Genomic DNA, 26,701 nt, shown 5'->3' on the forward strand with positions numbered 1-26,701 from the left:
CGAATACTCAAAATGCCAGGAGCCGCCCGTGAAGGTCACGGACGGCTCCTGCAATTGTTCGGGCTGTTGGCCGGAGATCACAGCGTACGCGTGATATGCTCCACGCGGAAGCATTCGATCGTATCGCCGACGCGCATGTCTTCGTAGTTCTCGAAGGCCATGCCGCACTCCTGACCCATCGGCACTTCGCCGACTTCGTCCTTGAAGCGCTTGAGCGTCTTGAGCTTGCCTTCGTGGACAACGACGTTGTCGCGGATAAGGCGCACGCCCGCCCCGCGCTCGACCTTGCCTTCGACGACGCGGCAACCCGCGACCTTGCCGACCTTGGTAATGTTGAACACTTCCAGGATCTCGGCATTGCCGATGAAGGTTTCGCGGCGTTCCGGCGAGAGCAGGCCCGACATCGCCTGTTTCACGTCATCCACCAGATCATAGATGATGTTGTAGTAGCGGATCTCGATGCCGTTGCGCTCGGCGACCGTACGGGCCTGGGCGTTGGCGCGCACGTTGAAGCCGATGATCGCCGCGTTGGATGCCTCGGCAAGCGAGATATCCGATTCGGTGATGGCGCCGGCGCCTGAGTGAACGATGCGGGCACGGACCTCGTCGGTGCCGAGCTTGTCGAGCGAGGCGATGATCGCTTCGATCGAACCCTGCACGTCACCCTTGATGACCAGCGGGAATTCCTTGAAGCCGGTATCCTGCAGCTTGCTCATCATCTGTTCGAGCGAACCGCGCTGACCGGACTGGCGGGCAGCCGCCTTGTCGCGGGCAAGACGCTGGCGATATTCGGAAATCTCGCGAGCGCGGCTTTCGTTTTCGACGACTGCGAACTTGTCGCCTGCAGCCGGCGTGCCGGAAAGACCGAGCACTTCGACCGGGGTCGCCGGCCCGGCTTCCTTGACGTGGTCGCCCTTGTCGGTGACGAGCGCGCGAACGCGGCCCCACTGATCGCCGGCAACGATGATCTGGCCCGGCTTCAGCGTACCCTTCTGGACCAGGACGGTCGCAACCGCACCGCGGCCGCGGTCGAGCTGGGCTTCGATGACGGTACCCTCGGCAGTACGGCTCGGGTCGGCCTTCAGGTCGAGGATTTCGGCCTGCAGCAGCACGGCTTCGAGCAGCTTGTCGAGGTTCGTCTTGTTCTTGGCCGAAACCTCGACGTCGAGCACTTCACCGCCCAGAGATTCAACGAAGACTTCGTGCTGCAGAAGCTGCTGGCGGACCTTGTCCGGCTTGGCCTCGTGCTTGTCGATCTTGTTGATCGCCACGATGATCGGAACACCGGCCGCCTTGGCGTGGTTGATGGACTCGATCGTCTGCGGCATCACGCTGTCGTCGGCCGCGACCACCAGGATCGCGATATCCGTCGCCTGGGCACCGCGGGCACGCATCGCCGTGAAGGCGGCGTGGCCGGGCGTGTCGATGAAGGTGATCTTCTGGCCGTTCTGTTCGACCTGATAGGCACCGATATGCTGGGTGATGCCGCCGGCTTCGCCGGAGACAACGTTGGCATGGCGGATGGCGTCGAGCAGCGAGGTCTTGCCGTGGTCGACGTGACCCATGATGGTAACGACCGGCGGGCGCGACACCATTTCGCCGGCGTCGTCCGACTTGTTGAAGATGCCTTCTTCGACGTCGGATTCCGAGACGCGCTTGACGGTATGGCCGAATTCGCCGGCGATGATCTCGGCGAGGTCGGCGTCGATGACGTCGCCCGGCTTCATCATCTGGCCTTCCTTCATCAGGTACTTGATGACGTCGACGGCGCGTTCGGACATGCGCTGCGACAGTTCCTGAATGGTGATGGTTTCCGGCAGGATGACTTCGCGCATGACCTTTTCGCGCGTTTCCTGCATCTGGCTGCGGCGGAACTTCTCCTGCCGGCGGCGGGTCGCGGCCATCGAACGGCCACGGGCATTGCCGTCCTCGTCCGTGCTGACCGTGGTCACCGTCAGCTTGCCGCGGCGGCGTTCGTCTTCGGTCTTCGGGCGGGCGGGAACCTTGGCGGGAGCAGCGACGGGCACTCGGCCACGGCCGGGTGCGCCACGCGGCGGGCCGCGATCTTCGTCTTCCTCGTCAGCACCCTTGCGGCGGCCGGCAACCGGCAGTGCCGCCGGTGCGGCGCCGGGTGCTGCAGGCCGGGGAGCCTGCGGACGTGCTTCGCCCGGACGGCCGGCAGGGGCTCCAGCGGCGCGTTCGGCCGGCCTTTCGGCAACCGCGGGTGCAGGTATCTCCGCCGGGGTGGGGGCCTCGACCGGCTCGACCTTTGGTTCGGCAGCACGGCGGGCAGCCTCGGCGGCTTCCTCGATCTTGCGGCGTTCTTCCTCGATCTGGCGACGTGCCTCGTCTTCGGCGCGCTGCTTGGCCTCGATGACTTCGCGCGCCTGCGCTTCCATCAAAGCGCGACGACGGGCTTCCATCTCGCCGGCGGAAAGGTCGTGCAACACGGCCCCGCCCTGACGCTGCTGCGGACGCTGCGGCTGGCTGGATTGCGGGCGCTGCGGCTGGCCGGACTGCTGCGGACGATTGGATTGCGGCGGGCGCTGGCTGTTTTGCGGCTGTTGCGGCCGCTGGTTCTGCGAAGAACCCGGCTGGTGGACGCGTGCTGCGGGAGCAACCGCCTGCGGCTGGGGCTGCGGCGGGCGCTGGGGAGCGACCGGCTGCTGTGCGACAGCCTCGACCACCCGCGGTGCGGGCGCAGGCGCCACGACAGGCGTGATTGCCGGCTTCTCGTCCAGCGGCCGGGTCGGCCGCCGCTTCACTGTTTCGACGACGACGGCCTTGGTGCGGCCGCGACCCATGTCCTGCCGGACGGTACCCTGGCTCATCCCAGATGGCTTCAGTGTAAGAGTCTTCTTTACGCCGAGTGTCTTATCGTCTTTGTTGTCGGTCATTCCGTTCCTGTTCCTTCGGACAGGAACGGATGGAAGCCATCAGAACCCGTCGTTTAATCCGTGCATATCGATGTGCGTCCGGCTAAAGCCGGTGACCGCGTCATTGTTTCGGCATGTCAGCGACACCTTTTGTCTGGGACAGACCGCCCATGCGGTACTGTTCAAGTAGGTTTGCGCGCTTCACTACACCCTCACCCGCCTGCCCCGCAAGCGCGCAAGCATGGATAAAAGCATTCTGGCCCATCACTTCGTCCAATTCAGCGCTCGTGAACAGCGAAAAGGACGGAATGTCTTCCCCGGTATTCGAACCGAGCTTCCAGGCCTTGCGGGCCTGGTCTATTTTCCTCACTCCATCGGCGGCCGCATCGGCCGCGTGGAACACTGCGAGTGCCGCACCCGAGCGCACGGCGGCATCCACCTTCGTGGCGCCGGTGACGAATTGGCTCGCCTTGCGCGCCATGTTCATCATGCCGACGAGATCGGCGGCGAGCAGGCGATCGACAAGCGCGCCGAGATCCGCATCCGCCTTCGCCTCGGCCTTGAGGGCCCGGGCGAAAAGCTTTTTCTGGACTGCCCGGTCGACAAGCGACCGTTCAGCCTTGATCCAGCAGCCGCGCCCCGGAAGCTGGCGTTTCAGGTCGGGCACGACCTCGCCGTTCGGACCAGCCACGAAGCGGATCAGCGTTTCCGGCGATCCCGCCTCGCGGGTGACGATGCAGGTACGGTCGTTCACGACGATCTCGTCCAGGTCATCATCAACAGGTCCGTTTTCGGTTGCGTCCGGCTCATTCGCGAGCGGGATCATTCCTGCTCTACGGCGTCTGCCTCCTCCGCTTCAGCGTCCGGCTCGGCGCCCTTTGCGAGATCTTCCTCGGTGATCCAGCCTGCGGACAGGCGGGCCTGGACGATCATGTTTTCAGCCTCGACGCGGGAAACGTCGAATTTCGAGAACAGGCCTTCGAACTTCTTCGTCACGCCGTCCTTGCGTTCGCTCCAGCCAACCAGGTCGTCGGCGGCGCAGCCGGCAAAGTCCTCGATCGTCTTGATGCCGTCCTCGCCGAGCGCCACGAGCATCTGGCCGTTCAGGCCGTCGATCTGGCGCAGTTCGTCCTGGACGCCGAGTTCCTTGCGCTTGGCATCCATCTCGGCCTCGATCCGCTCGAGGTATTCGCGGGCGCGGGTCTGGATTTCGGTGGCGGTATCTTCGTCGAAACCGTCGATCGAGGAGATTTCGTCGAGATCGACATAGGCCAGTTCTTCGACCTGCGCGAAACCTTCCGATGCCAGCACCTGGCCGACCATCTCGTCGACGTCGAGCGCTTCCATGAAGAGGTTGGTGCGCTCGTTGAATTCCTTCTGGCGGCGCTCCGACTCTTCGGCTTCCGTCATGATGTCGATGTCCCAGCCGGTCAGCTGCGAGGCGAGGCGGACGTTCTGGCCGCGGCGGCCGATGGCGAGCGACAGCTGTTCGTCCGGAACCACGACTTCGATGCGCTCGGCATCCTCGTCGAGAACCACCTTGGCGACTTCGGCCGGCTGCAGCGCGTTGACGATGAACGATGCCGGATCTTGGCTCCACGGAATGATGTCGATCTTCTCGCCCTGCAATTCGCCGACGACGGCCTGGACGCGCGAACCGCGCATACCGACGCAGGCGCCGACCGGATCGATGGAGCTATCGTTCGAGATGACGGCGATCTTGGCGCGCGAACCCGGATCGCGGGCGACCGACTTGATCTGGATGATGCCGTCGTAGATTTCCGGCACTTCCATGGTGAACAGCTTCACCATGAACTGCGGATGGGTACGCGACAGGAAGATCTGCGGGCCGCGCTGTTCGCGGCGGACGTCATAGACATAGGCGCGGACACGATCGCCATAACGCATGTTTTCGCGCGGGATCATTTCGTCGCGGCGGATGATGCCTTCGCCGCGGCCGAGATCGACGATGACGTTGCCGTATTCGACGCGCTTGACGGTGCCGTTGATGATTTCCCCGACGCGGTCCTTGAACTCGTCGAACTGACGGTCGCGCTCGGCTTCACGCACCTTCTGGACGATCACCTGCTTTGCCGACTGGGCGGCGATGCGGCCGAAATCCATCGGCGGCAGCGGATCGGCGATGAAGTCGCCGATCTTGGCATCGACGTTGCGGTCGAGCGCCAGAGCCAGCGGGATCTGCGTGCCGTAGTCTTCGGCATGCTCGACGACCTCAAGCAGACGCTGGAGGCGGATCTCGCCGGTCTTGGAATTGATGTCGGCGCGGATATTGGTTTCCGAGCCGTAGCGGGAGCGGGCAGCCTTCTGGATGGCGTCGGCCATCGCAGCCAGCACGATCTCGCGGTCGATGACCTTTTCGCGCGCCACTGCATCCGCGATCTGCAGAAGTTCAAGCCGGTTCGCACTCACTGCCATTGTCGTTGGTCTCCGTAGGTCAAACGATGAGGCCTTTCCTGGGAAAGGCACAAGTCTCTGTTCGGTTTATTCGTCTTCTGCTTCTTCGTTCTGGTTCGCGGCCTGCGCCTTGGCGAGCTTGTCGGCCCGAAGCGCGTCGCGGATCAGATCGTCGGTCAGAATGAGCTTTGCTTCGGCCAGCGCCGAAAACGGGATCGTTACCCGTGGTTCCTCGCCATAGGCGACCTGATCCCGCTCGATCGTGAAACCGTCCGCATCGCTTTCGGTAATCCTGCCGCGGAACCGCTTGCGATTGTCGATCATGATCGATGTTTCGCATTTGACCAGATGGTTCAGCCAACGGGTGAAATCCGACTTGCGCACCATCGGGCGGTCGATGCCCGGCGAGGACACTTCCAGATGATACTCCCGATCGATGGGATCTTCTACATCTAGAACCGGCGAAATCGCCACGGATACGGCTTCGCAGCCCTCCACATCCATGGTCCCGTCGTTGCGCTCGGCCATGATCTGCAGCGTCGCGCCGTTCTGGTTCAGCATCCGCACGCGCACCAGGCGATAGTCCATGGCGGTGAGGACCGGCTCGATGATTTCGGCGACCCTGAGGTCGAGCCCGGTCTCGATGATGAGCCGCGGCTCGTGTTCGGTTTGCGGCATAAGCTCTCCGGCAATCATTGCCCCATAGCTGGGCCCAATGTCTGGGTTACAGTGATCGCCTAACAAAAAAGAGCGGGTCCGGTGGGGCCCACTCTTCATCGGACGATCAAGAATATGGGGTGCATATACGCTTTCAGCCCCCCGAATGCAAGAGTCGCATATTCTGAGGCTTGAGCGGCTGGAATTTGGTTCCGCCGGGTCTATAACCTTTGAAAACGACGCATGAAAAGAACGAGGACAAAGTGCCCGATCGGATATCGACCCTGGCTCCCTTCAGGCACCAAACCTTCAGAACCATCTGGATCGCCAGCCTCGCCTCCAATTTCGGCAGCCTGATCCAGGCGGTCGGCGCGGCGTGGATGATGACCTCGATCACCGATTCCGAGGACATGGTCGCGCTGGTCCAGGCCTCGACGGCGCTGCCGATCATGCTCTTCTCGCTGATCGCGGGCGCGCTTGCCGACAATGTCAACCGCCGGACCCTGATGCTGACGGCGCAGTTCTTCATGCTCACCGTCTCGATCACCCTGACGGTCTTTGCCTATCTCGATCTGCTGACGCCCTGGCTGCTTTTGACATTCACCTTTCTACTCGGCTGCGGCGTGGCGCTCAACAATCCTGCCTGGCAGGCCTCGGTCGGCGACATGGTGCCCCGCGAGGTGCTGCCGGCGGCGGTGACGATCAACAGCGTCGGTTTCAACATCACCCGCAGCGTCGGCCCCGCGATCGGCGGGGCGATCGTCGCGGCAGCGGGCGCGGCGGCCGCGTTCGCCGCCAATTCGATGAGCTACTTCGCGCTGATCTATGCATTGATCCGCTGGAAGCCGGAAGGCCGCGACAATGCGCTGCCGCGCGAGACGCTTATGCGGGCGCTGTCGGCCGGCCTCGGCTACGTCGTCATGTCGCCGAACATTCTCAACGTGCTGTTCCGTGGCCTTGTTTTCGGCCTTTCGGCGAGTGCCGTCCTGGCGCTTCTGCCGATCGTCGCGCGCGATCTGGTCTCCGGCGGCCCGTTGACCTACGGCATCATGCTCGGAGCCTTCGGGGTAGGCGCCATCGCCGGCGCAATGGGCAATTCGCGCCTGCGCGAAAAGCTGTCGAGCGAGTCGATCGTCCGCCTGTCGTTTCTGGGTTTTGCTGCGAGCGCCGCGATCATCGCCATGAGTTCAAGCACGCTGCTGACCGCGGTCGTCCTGCTCGTGCCCGGCGCCTGCTGGGTGCTGGCATTGTCGCTGTTCAACACGACGGTGCAGCTTTCGACGCCGCGCTGGGTCGTCGCCCGCGCCCTGTCCTTCTACCAGACGGCAACTTTCGGCGGCATTGCCGGCGGAAGCTGGGTATGGGGCATCCTGTCCGATACGTTCGGGGTTTCGATCGCGCTGACATTGTCGAGCCTTGTCATGCTGCTGGGCGCCGTGATCGGCATGCGCCTGCCGCTGCCCCAGTTCAGCGACGCCAATCTCGATCCGCTCAACCGTTTCAACGTGCCGATGCTGAGCCTTGACCTGCAGCCCCGCAGCGGACCGATCGTCTCCCTGGTGGACTACACCATCGCCGACGAGGACGTACCGGAGTTCCTGGCGCTGATGTCGCAGCGACGCCGTATTCGCATCCGCGATGGCGCGCGGCAATGGGCGCTGATGCGCGATCTGGAACATCCGGAAATCTGGACCGAGACCTATCACACCGCCACCTGGGCCGACTACGTGCGCCACAACCAGCGCCGCACTCAGGCCGATGCCGAGACCTGGGATGCGATCCGCAGTCTTCATCGCGGCGAAGAAGGCCCGCGCGTCCACCGGTTGATCGAACGCCAGACGATCCCGCCGAGCGACGACATTTTCCACAAGTCGCCGCCCGACCTGCACCACTGACGCCAATGATTTCCTTCCGAAAAGCCCATCGTTCCGATCTTCCCGCCATCATCGACCTGCTCGCGGACGATATGCTGGGCCAGTCTCGCGAAGTCGTCTCCGATCCCGTCGATCCACGCTACGAACAGGCCTTTGCGGCGATCGAGGCCGACGGAAACCAGCTTATGGCGGTCGCCGTAGACGGAGAAGGCAAGGTCCTCGGCTGCCTGCAGCTTTCCTTCATCCCCGGCCTGTCGCGCACCGGCATGTGGCGCGGCCAGATCGAGAGCGTGCGGATTGCCGCAAGCCAACGCGGCACCGGGCTGGGGTCGCGGTTCATCGAATGGGCGGTGGAAAAGGCAGCCGAGCGCGGCTGCCAACTGGTGCAGCTCACCTCCGACAAGGCGCGGCCGGACGCCATCCGTTTCTATGAGAAGCTCGGCTTCATCGCGAGCCACGAGGGGCTGAAACGCAGCCTCTGACTACCTGATCTTGCCCTTGAGCGATGGATCGGGAAAACACGTTGGAGCAAGGCCGTTCTTTGCCTGCCAGTCGCCGAGCGAGCGGCGGGTCTTGTAGCCGGGCAGGCCGTCGACATTGCCGACATCGTAGCCCTTGGCGACCAGCGCTTTCTGCATGGCGAGAACGTCGGAGCGTAGCATCTTGCCGACATCGCCCCAGGGTGCCTGGAACGGACCTGCGCCCGAGGCGATCCGATCGGCGAGATTGCCGATGAACAGCGCATAGAGATCGGAATTATTGTATTCCTTGATCACGTAGAAATTCGGCGTCACCACGAATTCCGGTCCGTTGCGCCCCGCCGGCACCAGCATCATGCCGTTCGCCTTGAGATCTGCCGCGGGAAAGGCCTTGCCGGAAATCCGGGTGATGCCGGTTGCCACCCAGGCCGAGATCGGCTTGGCGAGATCCGGCCCTTCCTGCGCGCAGGAGACCTTTGCCGGGATCGTCACCTCGAACCCCCAGTCGCGGCCGCGTTGCCAGCCTTCCTTCTGCAGGTAATGGGCGATCGAGGCGAGCGCATCCGGCACCGAATTCCAGATGTCCGGACGGCCGTCACCATCGAAGTCGACGGCATATTTGAGGTAGCTCGACGGCATGAACTGCGGCTGGCCGAGCGCGCCGGCCCAGGAACCCTTCATCGTCGCCGCATCCACATCGCCCCGTTCGATCATCTTCAAGGCCGCGATCAGTTCCTCGCGGAACATCTCCTTGCGGGTCGACATGAAGGCCTTGGTCGCCAGAACCTGCACGGCCGAATAGGGCATCCGCGCCTTGCCGAAACCGGATTCACGGCCCCAGATGGCAACGACGATCTCGCCCGGCACGCCATAGGCCGCCTCGATCTTCTTCAGCGTCGCCGAATAGGTCTCCGCCAGCCCGCGGCCGGTGGCGGCCAGTCCCTGCAGCCGCTTTTCGGAAAAATAGGCGCCGGGGGAGGAAAATTCTGCCTGGCTCTGGTCCTGCTGCTTGGGCGGTTCCGAACCCGGGGGCACCAGGTCCGGCAGGTCCCAGTTCAGCGTCACGCCCTGGAAGGCGGTCTTCAGCGTCCTCTCGGAAATACCGGCCTTTTTGGCTGCCGGGCCCAGATCGCCGTCGATCCATCGCTGGAACTGCTTTTCGACGTCGGGACGGTTCTGGGCGAGGGCGGGGAGGGGGAGGAGCGCTGTCACTATGAGAAAAAGAAAGGCTGCGATGTGCAGGAAGGCACCCCCCTCTGCCCTGCCGGGCATCTCCCCCCCAAGGGGGGAGATCGACCTGTTGCAGCGCCTCGCCAACCTTGAGCGCTGTGATTGGAGCAATGTCGGAGCCTCTGGCCGATCTCCCCACCCGTGGGGGAGATGCCCGGCAGGGCAGAGGGGGGCGAGCTTGCTCATCGTTATCCTCTTCAAACGCTAAATCGCCGTCCGCGCCCGAAGCGCTGCCGTCAGCGTACCCTCGTCGAGATAGTCCAGCTCCCCGCCCACCGGCACCCCATGCGCCAGCCGGGTGATCTTCACGTCGATGCCGGAGAGCTGGTCGGTGATATAGTGCGCCGTCGTCTGCCCCTCGACGGTCGCATTGACGGCGATGATGATCTCGCGGATGACGCCCTCGTTGACCCGGTCGATCAGCCCGCGAATGTTGAGGTCGTCCGGGCCGACACCGTCGAGCGGCGAGAGCGTGCCGCCGAGCACATGATAGGCGGTGTTCATCGCGCCCGTCCGCTCCAGCGCCCAGAGGTCGGAGACGTCTTCCACGACGATCAGCATCGTCTGGTCGCGGCGGATATCGGTGCAAACGGTGCAGGGATCGACGGTATCGACATTGCCGCAGCGCGAACAGATCTTCACCTTGTCATAGGCCTCGCCCATCGCGCTCGAAAGCGGCCCGAGCAGCTGTTCCTTCTTCTTGATCAGATGCAGCGCCGCCCGGCGCGCCGAGCGTGGCCCAAGCCCCGGGACTTTTGCCAGAAGCTGGATGAGTTTTTCGATTTCGGGGCCGGTGACTCGTTTTGCCATGTTCTCCCTTTAGCCCATATGCTTGAAAAACGGAATCGCGGAAGGACCGCTGATGAAACTTCTCGCCATCTGCCTCGGCCGCCCGGAAAAGCTGCCGGGCAAGAGTTTCAAGACCGGCATCTACAAGTCGGCCGTCAACGCCGCCGTCATGATCGACAGGCTCGGCCTTGTCGGCGATGCCGTCTGCAACACCAAACACCACGGCGGCGAGGACCAGGCGATCCTGCTCGAAGGTTCGCTGACGCTGGACTGGTGGGCCGCCCGGCTCGGCCGCGATCTTGCACCCGGCACGTTCGGCGAGAACCTCATCGTCGAAGGCCTCGACAACCGCGATGTCGCCGCCGGCGATCGGTTTCACATCGGCGAAGTCGTCCTCGAAGCCAGCTGCGCCCGCTCCCCCTGCAACACGTTTGCGGTGAAGATGGGTGACCCGACATTCGTGAAGACCTATAAGGACGGCGGTCGCCCCGGCATCTATTGCCGGGTTATCAAGCCCGGCATGGTCTCGCCCGGCGATCCCGTCCGCCACGAACCCTATGCCGGCGAGCGGGTCATGATCGCTGAAATGCTGGCGGCTCTCGGCAAAAGCCTCTCGGACGCTGAAAAGGCCCGCTTCCTCGGCGCTCCCATCGGCAGCCGCTGGCGGCCGACATTCGAAACCTAGCGCGTCGCGATCGCCGCCGCCGCACTCGCCATCGCGCCGGCCGAAACCCGGTTGGCGATCTGCACCGCGCGGCGGCTCTTCAGGAAGCCGCGTGCCTTTCCGGCAAGCAGCATCCAGGAAATATTGACCGTCATCAGCACGAAGAACTGGCAGGCGACGAGCATCGCCCAGCCGCCGATCGTCACCGCATGGACGTCGATGATCGCGGGCAGCAGCGCGATGTAGAACATCATGATCTTCGGATTGCCGAGCGCCACCGAGAGCGCCGCGAAGAACAGTTTCAGGCTCGACCGCGCCTCCGGCAGCTCGGCCTGCGAGGTCTCCGGCGAGGCCGTCCACATCTTGAATGCGAGATAGAGAAGGTAGAGAACGCCGAGCCATTTGATGGCGACGAAGACCTGGTGGAAGCTGTCGGCGATCGCCGACAAGCCCGCAACCGCAAGCGTCAGCCACGCCGCATCGCCGATCCACATCCCGAACAGGAACGGAAACACGCCGCGCGTGCCCTTGGCGATCACCCGCGCGACGAGCGCCGCGATGCTGGGACCCGGCGTGCCGGCGGCGACGAACAGCGCGCCGACGAAGACGATGAGAGACGTAAGCGTCATCGGAACCTCCCTATTCCATCAGGCGATAGTCAGAACGGCATCTTGAAGCCGGGCGGGATCGGCAGGCCGGCGGTCAGTTCCTTGGTCTTTTCGGCGGCGATCGCCTCGGCGCGCTCCTTGGCGGCCTTGTGGGCGGCGACGACCAGGTCCTCGAGGATCTCGACATCGTCTTCCTTGAACAGCGACGGATCGATCTTGAGGCCGAGCATGTCGCCCTTGCCGTTGAGCCGCACGGTCACCAGCCCGCCGCCGGATGTGCCTTCGACGTCGAGAGCGGCGATTTCCGCCTGCATCTGCTCCATCTTGGCCTGCATTTCCTTGACCTTGCCCATCATGCCCATGATGTCGCGCATCTCAACTGTCCTCTTCTCTTATAGCTCGATGTCGTCGCCGGGCAGGATGTCGCCCTCTTCGGATTCCGCGGTCGCCGCTGCCGGCAGGTCCTCGGCCTCGTTGTCATCCTCTTCCGTCACCCGGATGCGCACGTCGGTGATCCTGGCGCCCGGGAACTGGGCGAGGATCGCCGCCACGTCGGGATCGGCGCGGGCGTCGGTAAACTGCGCTTCCCGCACGCTCTTTTCGGATTCGACCAGCGTCGGCTCCCCGGCCTCGTTGCTGAGCGTCACCCACCAGGTAATCCCGGTCCATTCCTCCAGCCGCGCCTTCAGGTCGCCGGCAATGGTTTTCGGTGCATCGCCGGAAAGGTTGATCTCCAGCCGGCCCGGTTCGATCTTCACCAGCCGCACGAAATTGCGCAGCAGCGCCTTCAGCCGCGGATCGCGGTTCCTGGAGCAGAGATCGGCGATATCCGATATCGAATTGACCGGAACCTTCGGCACCGGCTTTTCAGCCGGCTGTTCTTCCACGCGGCCGACGGGGATTTCCCGCGGCATGGTGTTCGGCACGGCCTGCAGCATGGCGGTCGGCCCACCGGCCGGAATGCGCGGGGCCGACATCTCGGTGCCGCGCGCATTGACCGGCGACTGCGGCGGCGAAACGGGACGCCCGCCGCCATTGCCGTTCGGAACCGGCGCCCGCTGGCCGTCGCCATTGGAGAAATCGGCAAGCCTGCGGGCGGCATCTTCCGGCGAGGGAAGGTGGGCCGCATGCGTCAGCCGGATCAGCACCATTTCGGCCGCACCCGCCGGGCGCGAGGAGTTTTCCGCTTCCGGAATACCCTTCAGCAGCATCTGCCAGATGCGCGACAGGGTGCTCACCGCCACGCCGTCCGCAAATTCCCGGCCGCGCACGCGCTCCACTTCGCTGATCGAAGGATCGTTGGCGGCGTCGGGGATATATTTGAAACGGGTGGTCAGATGGGTGAAATCGGCAAGGTCGGTCAAGACCACGACCGGATTGGCGCCGGCCTCGTATTGCGCGGTGAATTCCGAAAGCGCGGCCGTCACGTCGCCGCGCAGGATATGTTCGAAAAGATCGACGATGCGGGCGCGGTCAGCCAGTCCCAGCATGCCGCGCACGGTTTCCGCGATCACCTGGCCACCGCCATGGGCGATCGCCTGGTCGAGCAGCGACAGGCCGTCGCGCGCCGAACCTTCCGCCGCACGCGCGACCATGGCGAGCGCCTCCGGCTCGGCCGGAATGCCCTCCTTCTCCAGAATCGTCGTGAACAGTCCGACCAGATCGGCGGCACTGATGCGGCGCAGGTCGAAGCGTTGGCAGCGCGACAGCACGGTGATCGGAACCTTGCGGATTTCGGTCGTCGCGAAGATGAACTTCACATGTTCCGGCGGCTCTTCGAGCGTCTTCAGCAGGCCGTTGAAGGCCTGTGTCGAGAGCATGTGCACTTCGTCGATGATATAGACCTTGTAGCGCGCCGAGACCGGGCGGTAGCGCACCTGCTCGATGATCTCTCTTATATCGTCGATACCGGTATGCGAGGCGGCGTCCATCTCGATCACGTCGACATGCCGGCCTTCCATGATCGCCTGGCAATGTTCGCCGGGGATCCTGAGATCGATGGTCGGCTTGTCGATGTCCGGCGTCTTGTAGTTCAGCGCGCGGGCGAGGATGCGGGCGGTCGTCGTCTTGCCGACCCCGCGAACGCCGGTCAGCATATAGGCTTGGGCGATGCGGCCGGTCTCGAACGCGTTGGTCAGCGTGCGGACCATCGGCTCCTGGCCGACCATCAGGTCGGAAAAATCCTTGGGACGGTATTTGCGGGCGAGCACGCGGTACCCGCTGCCTGCGGCGGGATTGGCGGCGGAGGTGCTTGAAGATGTGGGCCGGGTATCGCTCATTCAGTCCTGCCAGCCTGCGCGGGCCAATCCTGAGCACGGTCTTGACCGGGCCGGAAGCTGACCAAGATGGTAGTACAAGTAAAAGGGTGGGAGGCTGGCACGGCGACCCGTGCCTGGCTCGTTAGGGCTGCTTCCTTCCGGACCTGACCCGGTTGGCGAGTGGCTCGTCCACCACCAACCTCCCGCTTCCCATATCGTCAATAACGCTTCCAAATGCAAGCCAACCCTGTAAAAAACTGCTATCGAACAGAAAAACAAGGGAGGAAAGTTTGAGCGAATTCGAACTGGACGGCAGGATTGCCCGAGATTCCGATCTTGTGACGGAGCTCACCCTCTGCCAGCTCCGCATCCAGAACGACCGCCGCTGGCCCTGGCTGGTCATGGTGCCGCAACGCGCTGGCATGACCGAGATTTTCGAGCTTTCGCCGGAAGAACAGGCGCTGCTCTCCGCCGAGGTCAACAAGGTGGCAACGGCGCTGAAGACGGTGACCGGCGCCACCAAGATCAATGTCGGCGCGCTCGGCAATATCGTCCGCCAGCTGCATGTCCATGTCATTGCAAGGTTCGAAGGCGACCCGAACTGGCCCGGCCCGATCTGGGGTTTTGGCCAGGCAGAGCCCTATGGCGAATCACAGAAACAAGATTTCCTCAACAAACTGGTTGAAGCGCTTTCATGACCGTGACCCTTTTCGACACCGACGCACCCCATCCCGAACCGAGCACGCTGACGGCGTTTTCCGGCAACAAGCTGGATCGCCGGGCCGAATACAGAGAAGACGACTGCGTCGAAAAGGCGCTTGCCGTGGAAGGCGCCCATATCCTCGCCTTCACCGGCAGCCGGGTCATCCTCAAGCACGACAGCCAGATACTCGATCCGCTGTTTTCGCCTTATGAGCTTGCGGAGCTGAAGCCGGATTTCGACAATGCCGTGCTGCTCGGTTATCACGAGACCGGCGAGCCGCGTATCGCCGTCCCGGTGCTGATCCCGGCCGAGGAACTGGCAGGCCACTACAAGCCGACCGAGGCCCGGGCGCTTTTCCGCGACCAGCTGATCGAAGGCGAGTTGCAGGGCGAGATCGCCCAGGCCGTTGCGCTGCTCAACTGGAATGCCGCCAACAGGTTCTGCGGCAAATGCGGGTCGCCGACCGAAACCAGGATCGGCGGTTACAAGCGGGTCTGCACCCAGTGCCAGCACATGACCTTTCCGCGCACCGACCCGGTGGTGATCATGCTCACCATCGATACCGAGCGCGACCGCTGCCTGCTCGGCCGCAGCCACCATTTCCAGGAGGGCATGTATTCCTGCCTCGCCGGCTTCGTGGAACCAGGCGAGACGATCGAGGATGCGGTTCGCCGCGAGACGTTCGAGGAGTCCGGCATCGAGACCGGCCGGGTGCGCTACCACGCCTCGCAGCCCTGGCCGATGCCACATTCGCTGATGATCGGCTGTTACGCCGAGGCGAAATCGACCGAGATCAATATCGATCCGCAGGAAATGGCGGATGTCCGCTGGTTCGAGCGGGCCGAGGCCGAGGCCATGCTCGATGCCGGCCCGGACGCTCCGGTTTTCGCTCCGGTCAAGGGGGCGATCGCCCATCGCCTGCTGCGCGACTGGATCGAATGGGTGAGGAGCGATCAGGCGTAGCCTGAGCAATCGATCCAGTGAATCGATTGCAGCGTCGAACGCCCTGAGCCCAAGCGAAGGGCCGGGCGAGCGGGCCGAATCGAGCTCGACTTCATCATGGGGCCGGAGGGTTTCAGCAAAATGACCGTTGCTCGCTCCGAGCGCCTGCTGGCTCTTCTCCAGACGCTCCGGCGCTACCGCCAGCCTGTCAGCGGCGCGAAACTCGCCGCCGAGACCGGCGTCAGCCTGCGCACGCTCTATCGGGATATCGCCAGCCTCCAGGCTCAAGGCGCCTTCATCGAAGGCGAGGCGGGTCTCGGCTACGTGCTGCGGCCCGGCTTCATGCTGCCGCCGATGATGTTTTCGGAAGAAGAGATCGAGGCGCTGGTGCTGGGCTCCCGCTGGGTGGCGAAGACCGCCGATCCGCGCCTGGCCGCCGGCGCCATCGATGCGCTCGCCAAGATTGCCGCCGTCCTGCCGGCAGATCTCAGGCAGGAACTCGACAACTCGACGCTGCTTGTCGGCGCCCCACGACGAAGCGAGGACAGGGCCGATCTCGCCCTGATCCGCAGGGCGATCCGCGCCGAACATATCCTCGAACTCGCATATGAGGATGAAAAAGGCGTGCTGACCCATCGAAAAGTCTGGCCATTCGCCCTCGGCTTCTTCGACAGCGTCCGGGTCATAATCGCCTGGTGCGAACTGAGGCAGGACTTCCGGCATTTCCGCACCGACCGCATTTCCTCCGCGGCTTGGACAGAAACGCGTTATCCGCGCCGGCGGCCGGTCTTGCTCAAGGAGTGGCGAGAGGCTGAAGGAATTCCGCCCCAGCCATGAACGCTGCTGCCATTATCTGACAGTAGGCTGCGATAATCTCCGGTCAGTCCCAACCAAAGGAGAACTGACATGGTCCACCCCGATTTCACCATCCTCTTCGTCGACAATCCGCTCGCCAGCGCCGATTTCTACCAGTCCCTCTTCGGCGTCGAACCCGTGGAAAAGTCCCCGACCTTTTCTCTCTTCGTGCTGAACACCGGCATGAAGCTCGGCCTGTGGTCGCGCCACACCGCCGAGCCCTCGGTAACGGCCAGCACAGGCGCCTCGGAGATCTGCTTCAAGCACGGCGATGCCGCCGGCGTCGACAAGACCTATGCCGACTGGACGCGCCGCGGCCTGCGCGTGCTGCAGACGCCCGTAGAGATGGATTTCGGTTATACGTTCGTCGTCACCGATCCGGACGGGCACCGGCTGCGGGTCTATGCGATGAGCGCCGCGTAAGCGCGAAAGGCGGTCGGCAGCGGTGGGTGTCACACCCCCCTCTGCCCTGCCGGGCATCTCCCCCTCAAGGGGGATCACAAGTGGCACGACCGTCACTTCCAGATGGATCTCGTGCAGCTGGATAGCGCAGTCGTAGGCGCGGGATAGGAAGCGGTGAGCAGGCCCCCAGCCGATCTCCCACCTGAGGGGGAGATGCCCGGCAGGGCAGAGGGGGGCTTGCTTAGGCAAATCAGTCACTTGAGAAACAAAAGCATAAAATTCAGCCTTCTTTCATCCCCGCCCACCAAATCCATGACTACAATTCTCCCGTCCCGTTTCGGCTACACCGGCCTGCGGGGACCGGTGCCTTGGTGACCTGCCGTCATGCAGGCGGGTTGTCAGGGGCTGCGCAGAAAATGGTCCTCCTCTCGCCTTGAGGCGGGGCGTGCGTGTGTCGCACACAACCCGGTATGGCATCCGCAAGGACGTAAGCCCATGCCGCCGCAGAGGGACCGGAGTTGCGCGGAAAAACACGCCGAACGGGACACGTCGCATGTCACCTAACTAATTTCAATCGAGGCACACGACGTGTCCCGGCCGATCCTCGCGGTAAGCCCGAGGAAAAAACGCCAGCAGCGCCAAGGGGGTAGTGTGTCCAGTTCCGGCGGTCGTTCTAAGCTTCGCCTGTCAGTTCTTCTGCAGCGCCCCGCGCATCGGGTGGCCTTTGTACGTGCCCAGAACCCTGACCTTCTCCGAGAAGAACCGCAGCTCTTCCAGAGCGCGGCGCACCGGCGCATCGTCCGGATGGCCTTCGATATCCGCATAAAACTGGGTTGCCACGAACTTGCCGCCGAGCTGGTAGCTTTCGAGCTTGGTCATGTTGATGCCGTTGGTCGCAAAACCGCCCATCGCCTTGTAGAGCGCGGCCGGAATGTTGCGGACGTTGAACACGAAGGTGGTGACCAGCACCTCGTCGGGATTGTTCCGCTGCACCCATTTTTCGTCGCGGGAGAGCACCACGAAACGGGTGACGTTGTCGTCCCGGTCCTCGACATTTTCCGCCAGGATCTCGAGACCATAGAGATCGGCCGCAAGCCGCGGCGCGAGTGCAGCCATGGTGCGGTCGCCCTTCTCGGCCACCATCTTGGCGGAGCCGGCCGTATCGCCCGCGACGACGGCCTTCCAGCCGTTCGAGCGGATGATCTTGCGGCACTGGCCGAGCGCATGGATATGGCTGTGGACGGTGCGAATCTCCTCGTGTGTCACGCCGGGCAGCACCATCAGCTGGAAGCGGATCGGCATGAAATATTCGCCGATGATATGCAGCCGCGATTCCGGCAGGAGGTGATGGATGTCGGCGACGCGACCGGCGATCGTGTTCTCGATCGGGATCATCGCCAGGTCCGCATCGCCGTTTTCGAGCGCCTGGAAGGCGTCTTCGAATGTCGGGCAGGGGAGCGGTTCCATGGTCGGGAACATGTCGCGGCAGGCCATGTCGGAATTGGCGCCGAAATCACCCTGGAAGGCGATGCGATTGGTGAGTGCGTTCATGGGGTTATCCGTTACGAGGAGGCACGGGCAAAGAGGATCGCACGGGCCTTTTCAAGGTCGGCGGGAGTATCGACGCCTAAGGGAACCGAGTCAACGATCTCGGCATCGATGCGCATGCCGGCTTCGAGCGCCCGCAGCTGTTCGAGCGATTCGCGCTTTTCGAGCACGGATGGCCCGAGCGACACGAACTTTTCGAGCGCCGCACGGCGATAGGCATAGAGGCCGATATGGTGATAGAGCGGCCCATTGCCGTAGGGCGCGGTGGCGCGGGTAAAGTAGAGGGCCTTCAGCCGCGTGGTGGAAATCGGCGAACCGACGATCTTCACCACGTTCGGATTGGTCTTTTCGTGTTCGTCGGTGATCTCGACGGTCAGCGTCGCGATGTCGGTCGAGGGATTGTCGAGCGGCTTGAGCGAAGCACGCACCGCTTCCGGCTCGATCGTCGGCAGGTCGCCCTGAACGTTGATGACAAAATCCATTTTTGCGTCGGGATCGGCCTTCTGGACGGCTTCGAAAATGCGGTCCGAGCCGGATTGATGGTCCTGCCGGGTCATCACCACGTCGAAGCCTGCGGCGGCCACGGCGTCATAGACGTCCTGATCATCGACGGCGACGATGATTCGTCCGACCTGCGCTTCCTCGGCTCGTTTTGCTACCTGCACGATCATCGGCAGGCCCGCAATATCAGCCAGAGGTTTCCCGGGCAGGCGGGTCGATGCCATTCGCGCCGGGATCAACACCAGCGTCCGGTCAAAAGCCGAATTCTTCATGGAAAGACCCTTCTATTCCCGCGTAAACAGTGTCAAAAAGTCTCATGCGCGGGACGATAATCGTGTTGCAACAACCATGCAAAAGACATAGGTTCCGCGCGATTTCAAGATGGTCCGCTTTCTCATGAGGCGGTTGCGAAGGAGCTTTTGCGGATGAACCCCTATGTCAACATGGCGGCAGGCGCCCTGCTTGCTACTGTTTTCGTCTTGATGTCGGTGTCCATTGCCTCGGAAGGCATTTTCCACTCGGAGGTGCCCGAGAAGGCAGGTTTTGCCATCGTCGCCGCCGAAGAGCCCGCAGCCGGTGAAGCCGCAGCACCCGCTGCCGCCGCCGTTCCGATCGCCCAGCTGCTGGCCAAGGCTGATGCCAAGGCTGGCGAAGCCGCATTCAAGAAGTGTCAGAGCTGTCATTCCGGTGAGAAGGGCGGACCGAACAAGGTCGGCCCCGATCTCTGGAGCATTGTCGACCGTCCGGTCGCCGGGCACGAAGGCTTCTCCTATTCGGCCGGCATGAAGGAATTTTCCAAGGGCGGCGCAGAGCACTGGACCTTCGACAACCTCAACCACTTCCTGGCCGCTCCGAAGGCTTTCGTGAAGGGTACGGCGATGGGCTTCGCCGGTCTCAAGAACGATGCCGAGCGCGCCAACCTGATTGCCTATCTGCGCACGCTGGCTGATTCGCCGGTTCCGCTTCCGGACCCGAATGCAGCCGCTCCGGCGCCCGCCACCAACTGATCGGCAAGTCCAGGAATCCCAATTGAAATGCCCGGCGTCAGTCGGGCATTTTTTGTTTCGGCCTTGGTGAGCGGGGTGCGGCCGGTTCAGCCGAGCAGCCAGGCCCAGAAGCCGACGGTGAAGACCCCGAATGCGGTGGTCATGCTGATCACCGAGGCTGCAAGGCTGTGGCCGGAGCGGAAGCGCTGGGCGATCAGCCAGGCATTGATGCCGGTCGGCACCGAGGCGGTCAGCACCAGCGCCGCGGTCCAGTCCTTCGGCAGGGCAAACAGATAACTCATCAGGAAGACGAGCGCCGGCAGTACCAGTAGTTTTAGCACCGCAGCGGCGCCCGAAAGGCCGATATCGCCGCGGATCGGATATCTCGTCAGCGCCATGCCGATCGATATCAGGGCGACCGGGCTCGCCGCGGCGGAAATCTGATCGACGACGATGGCGATCGCCGACGGGAGGTGCAGGCCGAGGAAGTTGAAGGCGACGCCGATGATAAGCGCGATCACCAGCGGGTTGCGGGCAAGGTTGGAACCCACCTGCCTGAGGACCGCCAGGATGCCGCGCTTTTCGCCGCCGTCGACCTTGGCGGCCGCGCCCTCCATCAGGATCGTGCCGGCCACCATCATCAGCGGCAGGTGGATGGCAAGCAGGATGGAGATCGCCACCAGCCCATCCTTGCCGACGACATGGGCGACCAGCGGCAAGCCGATGAAGACGTTGTTGGCAAACGAGCCGGACATGCCGGCGATCACGCCGATCTTCGCATCCCTGCCGAAAACGCGGGTGGTGAGGAGATGGCCGATCGTCCAGGTCATGGCGACGCCGAGGAAATAGGCGGTCCACAGCCGGAACGGCGAGGCGCCTTCGAAATGCGCATCCGCCAGCGTCCGGAAGATCAGCATCGGCACGGCGATCTTGAAGACGAATTCGCCGAGCGCGTCGCCGGTCTCTTCTTTCAATATCCCGGTCTTCGCCGTCATCCAGCCGATCAGGATCAGGATGAAGAGGGGCACGACATTCAGGAAGACGGAGGACAAGGGGGCGGGCTTTCTGTGGAAACGTTTTTATGCGTCTAACGCATGTCGCGGCTTGCGACAAATGCGTTTCGTGCAGAGGAGCTGTTTGGAAGGGAGGCGTGGCGGCGGGCGTCCGGTAAACAGGCGCCCAACAAAAAAGCGGGGCAATCCCCGCTTTCCCTCCTGGTCTCGTCCAGGACATCCGGTGGTCGGCCGCCAGTTCATCCGTGGTCGGCAACACAACCGGATCGCCAGATGTATAACCTGTGATCGTGACAGCAAAGTGACGACCCAGTGTCGACCTAGTCAGAGTTGGGGCAAAACGCCCCGGATTGCCGGCATCGCGGTTATTTTCCCTTCCAATCGGTCAAAAACCCGAATACCGGTTTTCGCGACAAACTGTTTCCCAAGAGGATCAAGACCGGATGCCCAAGTTCGACGTGCTCACCATCGGCAATGCCATCGTGGATATTCTCGCCCGCTGCGACGACGATTTCCTGAGCGACAATGCGATCACCAAGGGCGCGATGAACCTGATCGATGCCGAGCGCGCCGAACTCCTCTATTCGAAAATGGGTCCGGCGGTGGAAGCGTCCGGCGGTTCGGCCGGCAACACGGCGGCCGGCATTGCCGGTTTCGGCGGCAAGGCCGCCTATTTCGGCAAGGTTGCGGAAGACCAGCTAGGCCAAATCTTCCAGCACGATATCCGCGCCCAGGGCGTCCACTACCAGACCAGGCCGGAAGGCGTCCATCCGCCGACCGCCCGTTCGATGATCTTCGTGACGCCGGATGGCGAGCGCTCGATGAACACCTATCTCGGCGCCTGCGTCGATCTCGGCCCGGAACATGTCGAGGAGGATGTCGTCGCAGAGGCCAAAGTCACTTATTTCGAGGGCTATCTCTGGGATCCGCCGCGCGCCAAGGAAGCGATCCGCGAATCGGCCCGCATTGCCCATGAACATGGCCGCGAAGTGTCGATGACGCTGTCCGACCCCTTCTGCGTCGGCCGTTACCGCGCCGAATTCCTCGACCTGATGCGTTCCGGCACGGTCGATATTGTCTTCGCCAACAAGCAGGAAGCGCTGTCGCTCTACGAGACCGAGGATTTCGAACTGGCGCTGAAGAAGATTTCTGAAGATTGCAAGCTGGCGGCTGTGACGCTCAGCGAAGAAGGCGCGATCATCGTGCGCGGCAACGAACGGGTGAAGGTCGCGGCCTATCCGATCAGGGAACTGGTCGATACGACCGGCGCCGGCGATCTGTTCGCGGCCGGCTTCCTGTTCGGCTATACGAATGACCGCTCGCTCGAGGATTGCGGCAAGCTCGGCTGCCTTGCGGCCGCCATCTGCATCCAGCAGATCGGCCCGCGCCCGATGGCGTCGCTTACCGAAGCTGCGAAGAAGCAGGGCCTCATTTGAGGCCTTGCAGGGAAGAGTTTATTTAAAGGCCTCGCCGGGATAGGCGCCCCAGATTTCGGCCTGGGCGATCCAGCCCTCTGTGCCGTTGGTTTCGGCGCGGCACCAGTCGCCGTTGCATTCCTTGATCTGCAGCACGACACCCGGCTCCAGCTTGGCGAGGATGGCGGCCGTGCCCTGCGGGTCGCGGCGCATGTTGACGTAGATATCCTTGCCCTTGCCGCGCATCCAGGGGGCCGCGACTGCAGTCCGGTCACCTGAGAGCAGGGCCTGGTTGACCCAGCCCTCGGTGCCCTCGGCATCGCGAACCCGCCGCCAGTTTTCGTATTCCTGGATGATCTCCATCGGCGTGCCGGACTTCATGTACATCCAGGAGACCGCATAGTCGGTGCTGGGGCCGATGCGGATATTGACCTTCCTCGACTTGAGGCTGACGAAACGCGGCAGCGGCAGGCCGCTCGGACCCTTGGCCGCGCCCTGCGCAAAACTCGGGGCGGTTGCAGATAGGGAGGCGACAAGTCCGAAGGAAAGAGCGATGAAGGAGCTGAGAATGGCGCGACGCATGTGTTTGGTTCCGGCTGAGCGATCTCGGGCTTTCGGGAACCTCGCGAGGTTTTGTTTGTCTTCGCTGACGGGTCTGGTAGAAAACGCCCTGGATGAACTGAATATCGCGCGACTTGGTTAAGGACCTCCTAAAGCAGGCCGCCTGAAAGTGGGTACCGGTTTCGGGATAACGGCAAGCGTCGAACAAAAACCTGAAGCGTGAGGCCCGGATACGTTCAGGTTTCGCGCTTCAAGGCGTCAGGCAGAGAGTTTCATGACGGCGAAGAAGAAACCCAAGGTCTATATCACCCGTAAGCTGCCGGATGCGGTGGAAACCCGCATGCGCGAGCTGTTCGAGGCCGAACTCAACATCGACGACACACCCCGTTCGCGCGACGAACTGGCAGCGGCGATGAAATCGGCCGACGTGCTGGTGCCGACCGTGACCGACCGCATCGACGAGGCGCTGATCGAGGAGGCCGGCCCGCAACTGAAGCTGATCGCCAGCTTCTCCAATGGCTTCGACCACATCGATGTCGATGCCGCCGCCCGGAAGGGCATCACCGTCACCAACACGCCGAACGTGCTGACCGAGGACACGGCCGACATGACCATGGCGCTGATCCTCGCCGTCAACCGCCGGCTTGCGGAGGGGGCACGCATCCTCACCGAAAAGCCCGGCGAGTGGACCGGCTGGAGCCCCACCTGGATGCTCGGCCGGCGGATCTGGGGCAAGCGCATCGGCATCGTCGGCATGGGCCGCATCGGCACCGCCGTCGCCCGCCGGGCCAAGGCCTTCGGCCTGTCGATCCATTACCACAACCGCAAGCGTGTCAGCGCGGCGACGGAAGAGGAGCTCGAGGCGACCTATTGGGACAGCCTTGACCAGATGCTTGCCCGTGTCGATATCGTCTCGGTCAATTGTCCCTCGACGCCGGCGACGTTCCATCTCCTGTCGGCGCGGCGCCTGGCGCTGATGCAGCCGGGCTCGATCATCGTCAACACCGCCCGCGGCGACATTATCGACGAGGCGGCGATGATCCAGCTTCTGCGTGACAACAAGATCGCCGGTGCCGGCCTCGACGTCTACCAGAACGAGCCGGCGGTAAACCCGAAACTCGTCAAGCTCGCCCATCAGGGCCGCGTCGTGCTGCTACCGCATATGGGCTCGGCAACGATCGAGGGCCGGATCGACATGGGCGACAAGGTGATCATCAACATCCGCACCTTCTTTGACGGCCACCGTCCGCCGAACCGGGTGCTTCCGGGCCGCAACTGATCAGTCGAGACGCTTCTGCATCTCGATGGAGGTGGTGCGGGTAAAGCCGGGATGGGCGTTTTCCGCCGTCTTGGCAAAGCCCCATCTTGCGAAGGTCGCGTGATTGCCGGCGAGTTCGATGCGGGTTTCGAGCCGCAGTGCCGGCAAGCCTTTTTCCCGCGCAATCTCCTCCGCGACCGAAAGCAGCCTGCGGCCGATGCCCTTGCCTTGGCTGGCCGGGGCGATGGCGAGCTTGCCGATATAAAGGAAGCGGGGCTCCGGCTTGCAGAAGACGCAGCCGATGAGCTTGCCACCTTCAATTGCCGCAAATGCGATCTCCTCGCGAGCCTTCTGCGCAAGCGAGGCGAGTGTCAGCCGATGTGCGGAAGAGGGCGGATCGATGACGTCGTCCATATAGGCGAAGGACGAAAGGATGAGGGCCAGGAGTTCGTCCCAGCGCCTGAAATCCTCGCCGATCCGGCTAATCTCGATCGCCACCGGCTCGCTCACTCGGCGGCGGCCTTGGCCGTGCGGCGCTTGTATTTGATTGTGTCGAAGCGGGCCGATAGCGAATCGTAGAGCATCAGCCGCCCGACCAGCGGTTCGCCGATGCCGGTCACCAGCTTGATCGCTTCCATGGCCATCAACGTACCGATGACGCCGGTAAGAGCGCCGACGACGCCGGTCTCGGCGCAGGACGGAATCAATCCCGTCGGAGGCTTTTCCGGAAAGAGATCGCGATAGCCGGGATAAAGGACACCGTCCGGGCCCGCCTCATAGGGTTTCATCACCGTCACCGACCCGTCGAAGCGGCCGACGGCACCTGTCACCAGCGGGATCCGGGTGATTTCCGCGGCATCCGCGGCTGCATAACGGGTATCGAAATTGTCGGAACCATCGATCAGCAGATCGAACAGGGCAAGCTTCCGGGCGGCCCATTCTGCGGAAAAGCGTTCCTCGAAATCGACCACACGGACATGCGGGTTGAGACGGGCGATTGCCTCGCGGGCGCTCCGCGTCTTCAGCTCGCCGATCGTGCCGGTATCGTGGATGACCTGCCGCTGCAGGTTGGAAAGGGAAACCCGGTCGTCGTCGATTATCCCGAGCGTGCCGATGCCGGCGGCCGCCAGGTATTCGAGGATCGGCGCGCCGAGCCCGCCGGCGCCGATCACCAGCACCCGGGCATTCTTCATCCGCTGCTGTCCCGCGCCGCCGATTTCCGGCAGCAGGATATGGCGGCGGTAGCGCTCGATCTCGTCTTGGCTCAGTTTTTCCGGGGTCAGGCTTTCCATGTCGCAACCATATCACCGGCTGCCAAGCCGCGTAAGATGGATTTCAATTGCCGATGCCACCATGCGCGACGGTAAAGAACTGTGCCCGGTCGGCCAGCGCGGAAAACATTCCCCGATCGGTGCCGGTCATGAAGGACTGGCCGCCGAGGCCGTGAACGAGATCGAACAGAGCGGCCCGCCGGCCTTCGTCGAGATGGGCGGCGATCTCGTCGAGCAGCAGGATCGGCGCGTAGCCGGTCATGTCGGCGGTCAGCCGCGCATGGGCAAGCACAAGGCCGATCAGCAGGGCCTTCTGTTCGCCGGTCGAGCAGCGCTCGGCCTCCATGTCCTTCTCGCGATGGCGAACCAGAAGGTCGGAACGGTGCGGACCGTCCAGTGTGCGGCCCGCTGCGGCATCGCGGCCGCGGCCATTGCGCAGCATCTCGAGATAAGCCTCTTCGAGATCGGCGGCCGGGCGATCCATCGCGCCGTCCATGAAACCTTCGAGCGTCAGGACCGGCGTCGGGAACGGCGTCTCGCCGGAATTCGCCGACAGTCTCCGCAGCAGGCCGAGCATTTCCTGCCGGGCAGCAGCCATGGCGATACCGAGGCCGGCCATCTGCGCCTCGATGGCCGACAGCCAGGAAGGATCGAAGCGGCCTTCCGAAAGCAGCCGGTTACGGCTTCTCATGGCGCGCTCGAAATCGCTCGCCCGGCGGCCGTGGGCAGGATCGAGCGACAGGACGAGTCGATCGAGGAAACGCCGCCGGTCGGAGGATCCGCCGGTGAACAGCCCGTCCATCGCCGGCGTCAGCCACAGCACGCTCAGGTGGTCGGTAAGCTCCTCGGTGGATTTGGCCGGCGTGCCGTTGATCCTGAGTTTTCGCGCGACGCTTTCGCCTTCGCCAAGCTCGATGCCGGTGCCGATAGAAACCTCGCCGTCCATGCCATCGACATCCGCAAAGATGGTGAACCCGCCGGCGGCGCCGACGCGGGTGACATCGGACAGCACGGCGCGGCGCAGGCCGCGGCCGGGCGACAGGAAGGAAACGGCTTCCAGCAGATTGGTCTTGCCCGCGCCGTTCTCGCCGGTCAGCACCACATGCCGCCCGTCGAGCGGCAGCGCCGCTTCCGCATAATTGCGGAAATCGGTGAGCTTCAGCCGGGAAAGGGAGGTTTTCTGCGCCATCGGGAATCTTAAGGTTTCGTGAAACAGGAGCTAAGGGCTCGAAGCCCGGATGGCAAGCTCTTGCTTGGAGCAGATCGATACCCCCTCGGCCCCCTGTTCGCCAACGTTCCGTGAGGTCTCCCGCCCCAAGGCCGGTTTCAATGCACTCTAATTTATAATTATTCAAAAACTGGAAGGCATGGCTAACAGGGCGTTAAAGCTTCACTC

Annotated in this window: 26 protein-coding genes and 1 other RNA gene; 10 read left to right on the forward strand and 17 right to left on the reverse strand. The window is 63.3% G+C overall.

What is annotated here, in order from left to right; translation table 11 throughout:
- Window positions 1–77: 77 nt before the first annotated feature.
- The 4 genes from infB to rimP all read right to left on the reverse strand — a co-directional run bounded on the left by infB (window position 78) and on the right by rimP (window position 5,969).
- The gene (gene infB, locus ABCW43_RS23405; RefSeq protein ID WP_345928912.1) at window positions 78–2,897 is read right to left on the reverse strand and encodes a translation initiation factor IF-2; all 2,820 of its coding nucleotides are present in this window, start codon (window positions 2,895–2,897) and stop codon (window positions 78–80) included.
- A gap of 100 nt (window positions 2,898–2,997) precedes the next feature.
- Window positions 2,998–3,702 carry an RNA-binding protein gene (locus tag ABCW43_RS23410; RefSeq protein WP_445738995.1) on the reverse strand — a complete coding sequence of 235 codons (705 nt, stop codon included), beginning with the start codon at window positions 3,700–3,702 and terminating at the stop codon, window positions 2,998–3,000.
- A complete protein-coding gene (nusA, locus tag ABCW43_RS23415; protein WP_345928914.1) occupies window positions 3,699–5,312 on the reverse strand; it encodes a transcription termination factor NusA in 1,614 nt (537 codons plus the stop codon). Before nusA ends, ABCW43_RS23410 begins: the two co-directional genes overlap by 4 nt.
- 66 nt (window positions 5,313–5,378) lie before the next feature.
- Window positions 5,379–5,969 carry a ribosome maturation factor RimP gene (rimP, locus tag ABCW43_RS23420; protein ID WP_345928916.1) on the reverse strand — a complete coding sequence of 197 codons (591 nt, stop codon included), beginning with the start codon at window positions 5,967–5,969 and terminating at the stop codon, window positions 5,379–5,381.
- A gap of 242 nt (window positions 5,970–6,211) precedes the next feature.
- Here rimP and ABCW43_RS23425 point away from each other — a divergent pair, with 242 nt between their 5' ends.
- Both ABCW43_RS23425 and ABCW43_RS23430 read left to right on the forward strand, forming a co-directional pair.
- On the forward strand, window positions 6,212–7,843 hold the full coding sequence (locus ABCW43_RS23425; protein WP_345928918.1) for an MFS transporter: 1,632 nt from the start codon (window positions 6,212–6,214) through the stop codon (window positions 7,841–7,843).
- A 5-nt stretch (window positions 7,844–7,848) separates the two neighbouring features.
- A complete protein-coding gene (locus ABCW43_RS23430) occupies window positions 7,849–8,304 on the forward strand; it encodes a GNAT family N-acetyltransferase (protein WP_345928920.1) in 456 nt (151 codons plus the stop codon).
- On the opposite strand, the gene ABCW43_RS23435 is transcribed toward ABCW43_RS23430, so the two are convergent.
- On the reverse strand, window positions 8,305–9,573 hold the full coding sequence (locus tag ABCW43_RS23435) for a lytic murein transglycosylase (protein WP_345928922.1): 1,269 nt from the start codon (window positions 9,571–9,573) through the stop codon (window positions 8,305–8,307).
- 162 nt (window positions 9,574–9,735) lie between these two features.
- Window positions 9,736–10,341 carry a recombination mediator RecR gene (recR, locus tag ABCW43_RS23440; RefSeq protein WP_345928924.1) on the reverse strand — a complete coding sequence of 202 codons (606 nt, stop codon included), beginning with the start codon at window positions 10,339–10,341 and terminating at the stop codon, window positions 9,736–9,738.
- Window positions 10,342–10,393: 52 nt separating this feature from the next.
- On the opposite strand from recR, the gene ABCW43_RS23445 reads away from it, so the two are divergent.
- The gene (locus tag ABCW43_RS23445) at window positions 10,394–11,005 is read left to right on the forward strand and encodes an MOSC domain-containing protein (protein ID WP_345928926.1); all 612 of its coding nucleotides are present in this window, start codon (window positions 10,394–10,396) and stop codon (window positions 11,003–11,005) included.
- On the opposite strand, the gene ABCW43_RS23450 is transcribed toward ABCW43_RS23445, so the two are convergent.
- From ABCW43_RS23450 to ffs, 4 genes are all read right to left on the reverse strand, one after another.
- Window positions 11,002–11,613, reverse strand: coding sequence for a LysE family translocator (locus ABCW43_RS23450; protein ID WP_345928928.1), 612 nt, complete (start codon window positions 11,611–11,613; stop codon window positions 11,002–11,004). The genes ABCW43_RS23445 and ABCW43_RS23450 overlap by 4 nt on opposite strands.
- Window positions 11,614–11,642: 29 nt before the next feature.
- On the reverse strand, window positions 11,643–11,966 hold the full coding sequence (locus ABCW43_RS23455) for a YbaB/EbfC family nucleoid-associated protein (protein ID WP_345928930.1): 324 nt from the start codon (window positions 11,964–11,966) through the stop codon (window positions 11,643–11,645).
- Between the two features lie 18 nt (window positions 11,967–11,984).
- Window positions 11,985–13,871: a DNA polymerase III subunit gamma/tau gene (locus ABCW43_RS23460; RefSeq protein WP_345928932.1), complete on the reverse strand. Its 1,887-nt coding sequence runs from the start codon at window positions 13,869–13,871 to the stop codon at window positions 11,985–11,987.
- Between the two features lie 86 nt (window positions 13,872–13,957).
- Window positions 13,958–14,054: signal recognition particle sRNA small type (gene ffs, locus ABCW43_RS23465), an RNA gene on the reverse strand.
- 86 nt (window positions 14,055–14,140) lie between these two features.
- Here ffs and ABCW43_RS23470 point away from each other — a divergent pair.
- The 4 genes from ABCW43_RS23470 (at window position 14,141) to ABCW43_RS23485 (ending at window position 16,773) form a co-directional block, all read left to right on the forward strand.
- A complete protein-coding gene (locus ABCW43_RS23470) occupies window positions 14,141–14,548 on the forward strand; it encodes an HIT family protein (protein ID WP_345928934.1) in 408 nt (135 codons plus the stop codon).
- Entirely contained in the window at window positions 14,545–15,516 is a 972-nt protein-coding gene (nudC, locus tag ABCW43_RS23475) for an NAD(+) diphosphatase (RefSeq protein WP_345928936.1), read from the forward strand. The genes ABCW43_RS23470 and nudC overlap by 4 nt, the downstream gene beginning before the upstream one ends.
- Window positions 15,517–15,636: 120 nt before the next feature.
- Window positions 15,637–16,332 carry a helix-turn-helix transcriptional regulator gene (locus tag ABCW43_RS23480; RefSeq protein WP_345928938.1) on the forward strand — a complete coding sequence of 232 codons (696 nt, stop codon included), beginning with the start codon at window positions 15,637–15,639 and terminating at the stop codon, window positions 16,330–16,332.
- 69 nt (window positions 16,333–16,401) lie between these two features.
- Window positions 16,402–16,773 carry a VOC family protein gene (locus ABCW43_RS23485; protein ID WP_345928940.1) on the forward strand — a complete coding sequence of 124 codons (372 nt, stop codon included), beginning with the start codon at window positions 16,402–16,404 and terminating at the stop codon, window positions 16,771–16,773.
- A 666-nt stretch (window positions 16,774–17,439) separates the two neighbouring features.
- Here ABCW43_RS23485 and ABCW43_RS23490 read toward each other — a convergent pair.
- Both ABCW43_RS23490 and ABCW43_RS23495 read right to left on the reverse strand, forming a co-directional pair.
- A complete protein-coding gene (locus tag ABCW43_RS23490) occupies window positions 17,440–18,303 on the reverse strand; it encodes a prephenate dehydratase (RefSeq protein ID WP_046639620.1) in 864 nt (287 codons plus the stop codon).
- 11 nt (window positions 18,304–18,314) lie between these two features.
- Window positions 18,315–19,073, reverse strand: coding sequence for a 3-deoxy-manno-octulosonate cytidylyltransferase (locus tag ABCW43_RS23495; RefSeq protein WP_345928944.1), 759 nt, complete (start codon window positions 19,071–19,073; stop codon window positions 18,315–18,317).
- Between the two features lie 153 nt (window positions 19,074–19,226).
- On the opposite strand from ABCW43_RS23495, the gene ABCW43_RS23500 reads away from it, so the two are divergent.
- On the forward strand, window positions 19,227–19,808 hold the full coding sequence (locus ABCW43_RS23500; RefSeq protein ID WP_345928946.1) for a c-type cytochrome: 582 nt from the start codon (window positions 19,227–19,229) through the stop codon (window positions 19,806–19,808).
- An 86-nt stretch (window positions 19,809–19,894) separates the two neighbouring features.
- On the opposite strand, the gene ABCW43_RS23505 is transcribed toward ABCW43_RS23500, so the two are convergent.
- The gene (locus tag ABCW43_RS23505; protein ID WP_345928948.1) at window positions 19,895–20,839 is read right to left on the reverse strand and encodes an AEC family transporter; all 945 of its coding nucleotides are present in this window, start codon (window positions 20,837–20,839) and stop codon (window positions 19,895–19,897) included.
- 404 nt (window positions 20,840–21,243) lie between these two features.
- Between ABCW43_RS23505 and ABCW43_RS23510 the strand changes: the two genes are divergently transcribed.
- A complete protein-coding gene (locus ABCW43_RS23510; RefSeq protein ID WP_345928950.1) occupies window positions 21,244–22,236 on the forward strand; it encodes an adenosine kinase in 993 nt (330 codons plus the stop codon).
- Between the two features lie 18 nt (window positions 22,237–22,254).
- On the opposite strand, the gene ABCW43_RS23515 is transcribed toward ABCW43_RS23510, so the two are convergent.
- Complete coding sequence (locus ABCW43_RS23515; RefSeq protein WP_345928952.1) at window positions 22,255–22,797, reverse strand: SH3 domain-containing protein; 543 nt, start codon at window positions 22,795–22,797, stop codon at window positions 22,255–22,257.
- A 253-nt stretch (window positions 22,798–23,050) separates the two neighbouring features.
- Here ABCW43_RS23515 and ABCW43_RS23520 point away from each other — a divergent pair, with 253 nt between their 5' ends.
- Entirely contained in the window at window positions 23,051–24,055 is a 1,005-nt protein-coding gene (locus tag ABCW43_RS23520) for a 2-hydroxyacid dehydrogenase (protein ID WP_345928954.1), read from the forward strand.
- Here ABCW43_RS23520 and ABCW43_RS23525 read toward each other — a convergent pair whose 3' ends face one another.
- From ABCW43_RS23525 to recF, 3 genes are read right to left on the reverse strand one after another with little or no spacing between them, the layout of a single operon-like run.
- Window positions 24,056–24,526: a GNAT family N-acetyltransferase gene (locus ABCW43_RS23525; protein WP_345929404.1), complete on the reverse strand. Its 471-nt coding sequence runs from the start codon at window positions 24,524–24,526 to the stop codon at window positions 24,056–24,058.
- A 14-nt stretch (window positions 24,527–24,540) separates the two neighbouring features.
- The gene (locus ABCW43_RS23530; RefSeq protein WP_345928956.1) at window positions 24,541–25,326 is read right to left on the reverse strand and encodes a molybdopterin-synthase adenylyltransferase MoeB; all 786 of its coding nucleotides are present in this window, start codon (window positions 25,324–25,326) and stop codon (window positions 24,541–24,543) included.
- 43 nt (window positions 25,327–25,369) lie between these two features.
- A complete protein-coding gene (gene recF, locus ABCW43_RS23535; protein ID WP_345928957.1) occupies window positions 25,370–26,494 on the reverse strand; it encodes a DNA replication/repair protein RecF in 1,125 nt (374 codons plus the stop codon).
- Window positions 26,495–26,701: the final 207 nt, after the last annotated feature.

Source organism: Neorhizobium tunisiense, from assembly GCF_039631515.1.
Taxonomy (GTDB): Bacteria; Pseudomonadota; Alphaproteobacteria; order Rhizobiales; family Rhizobiaceae; genus Neorhizobium.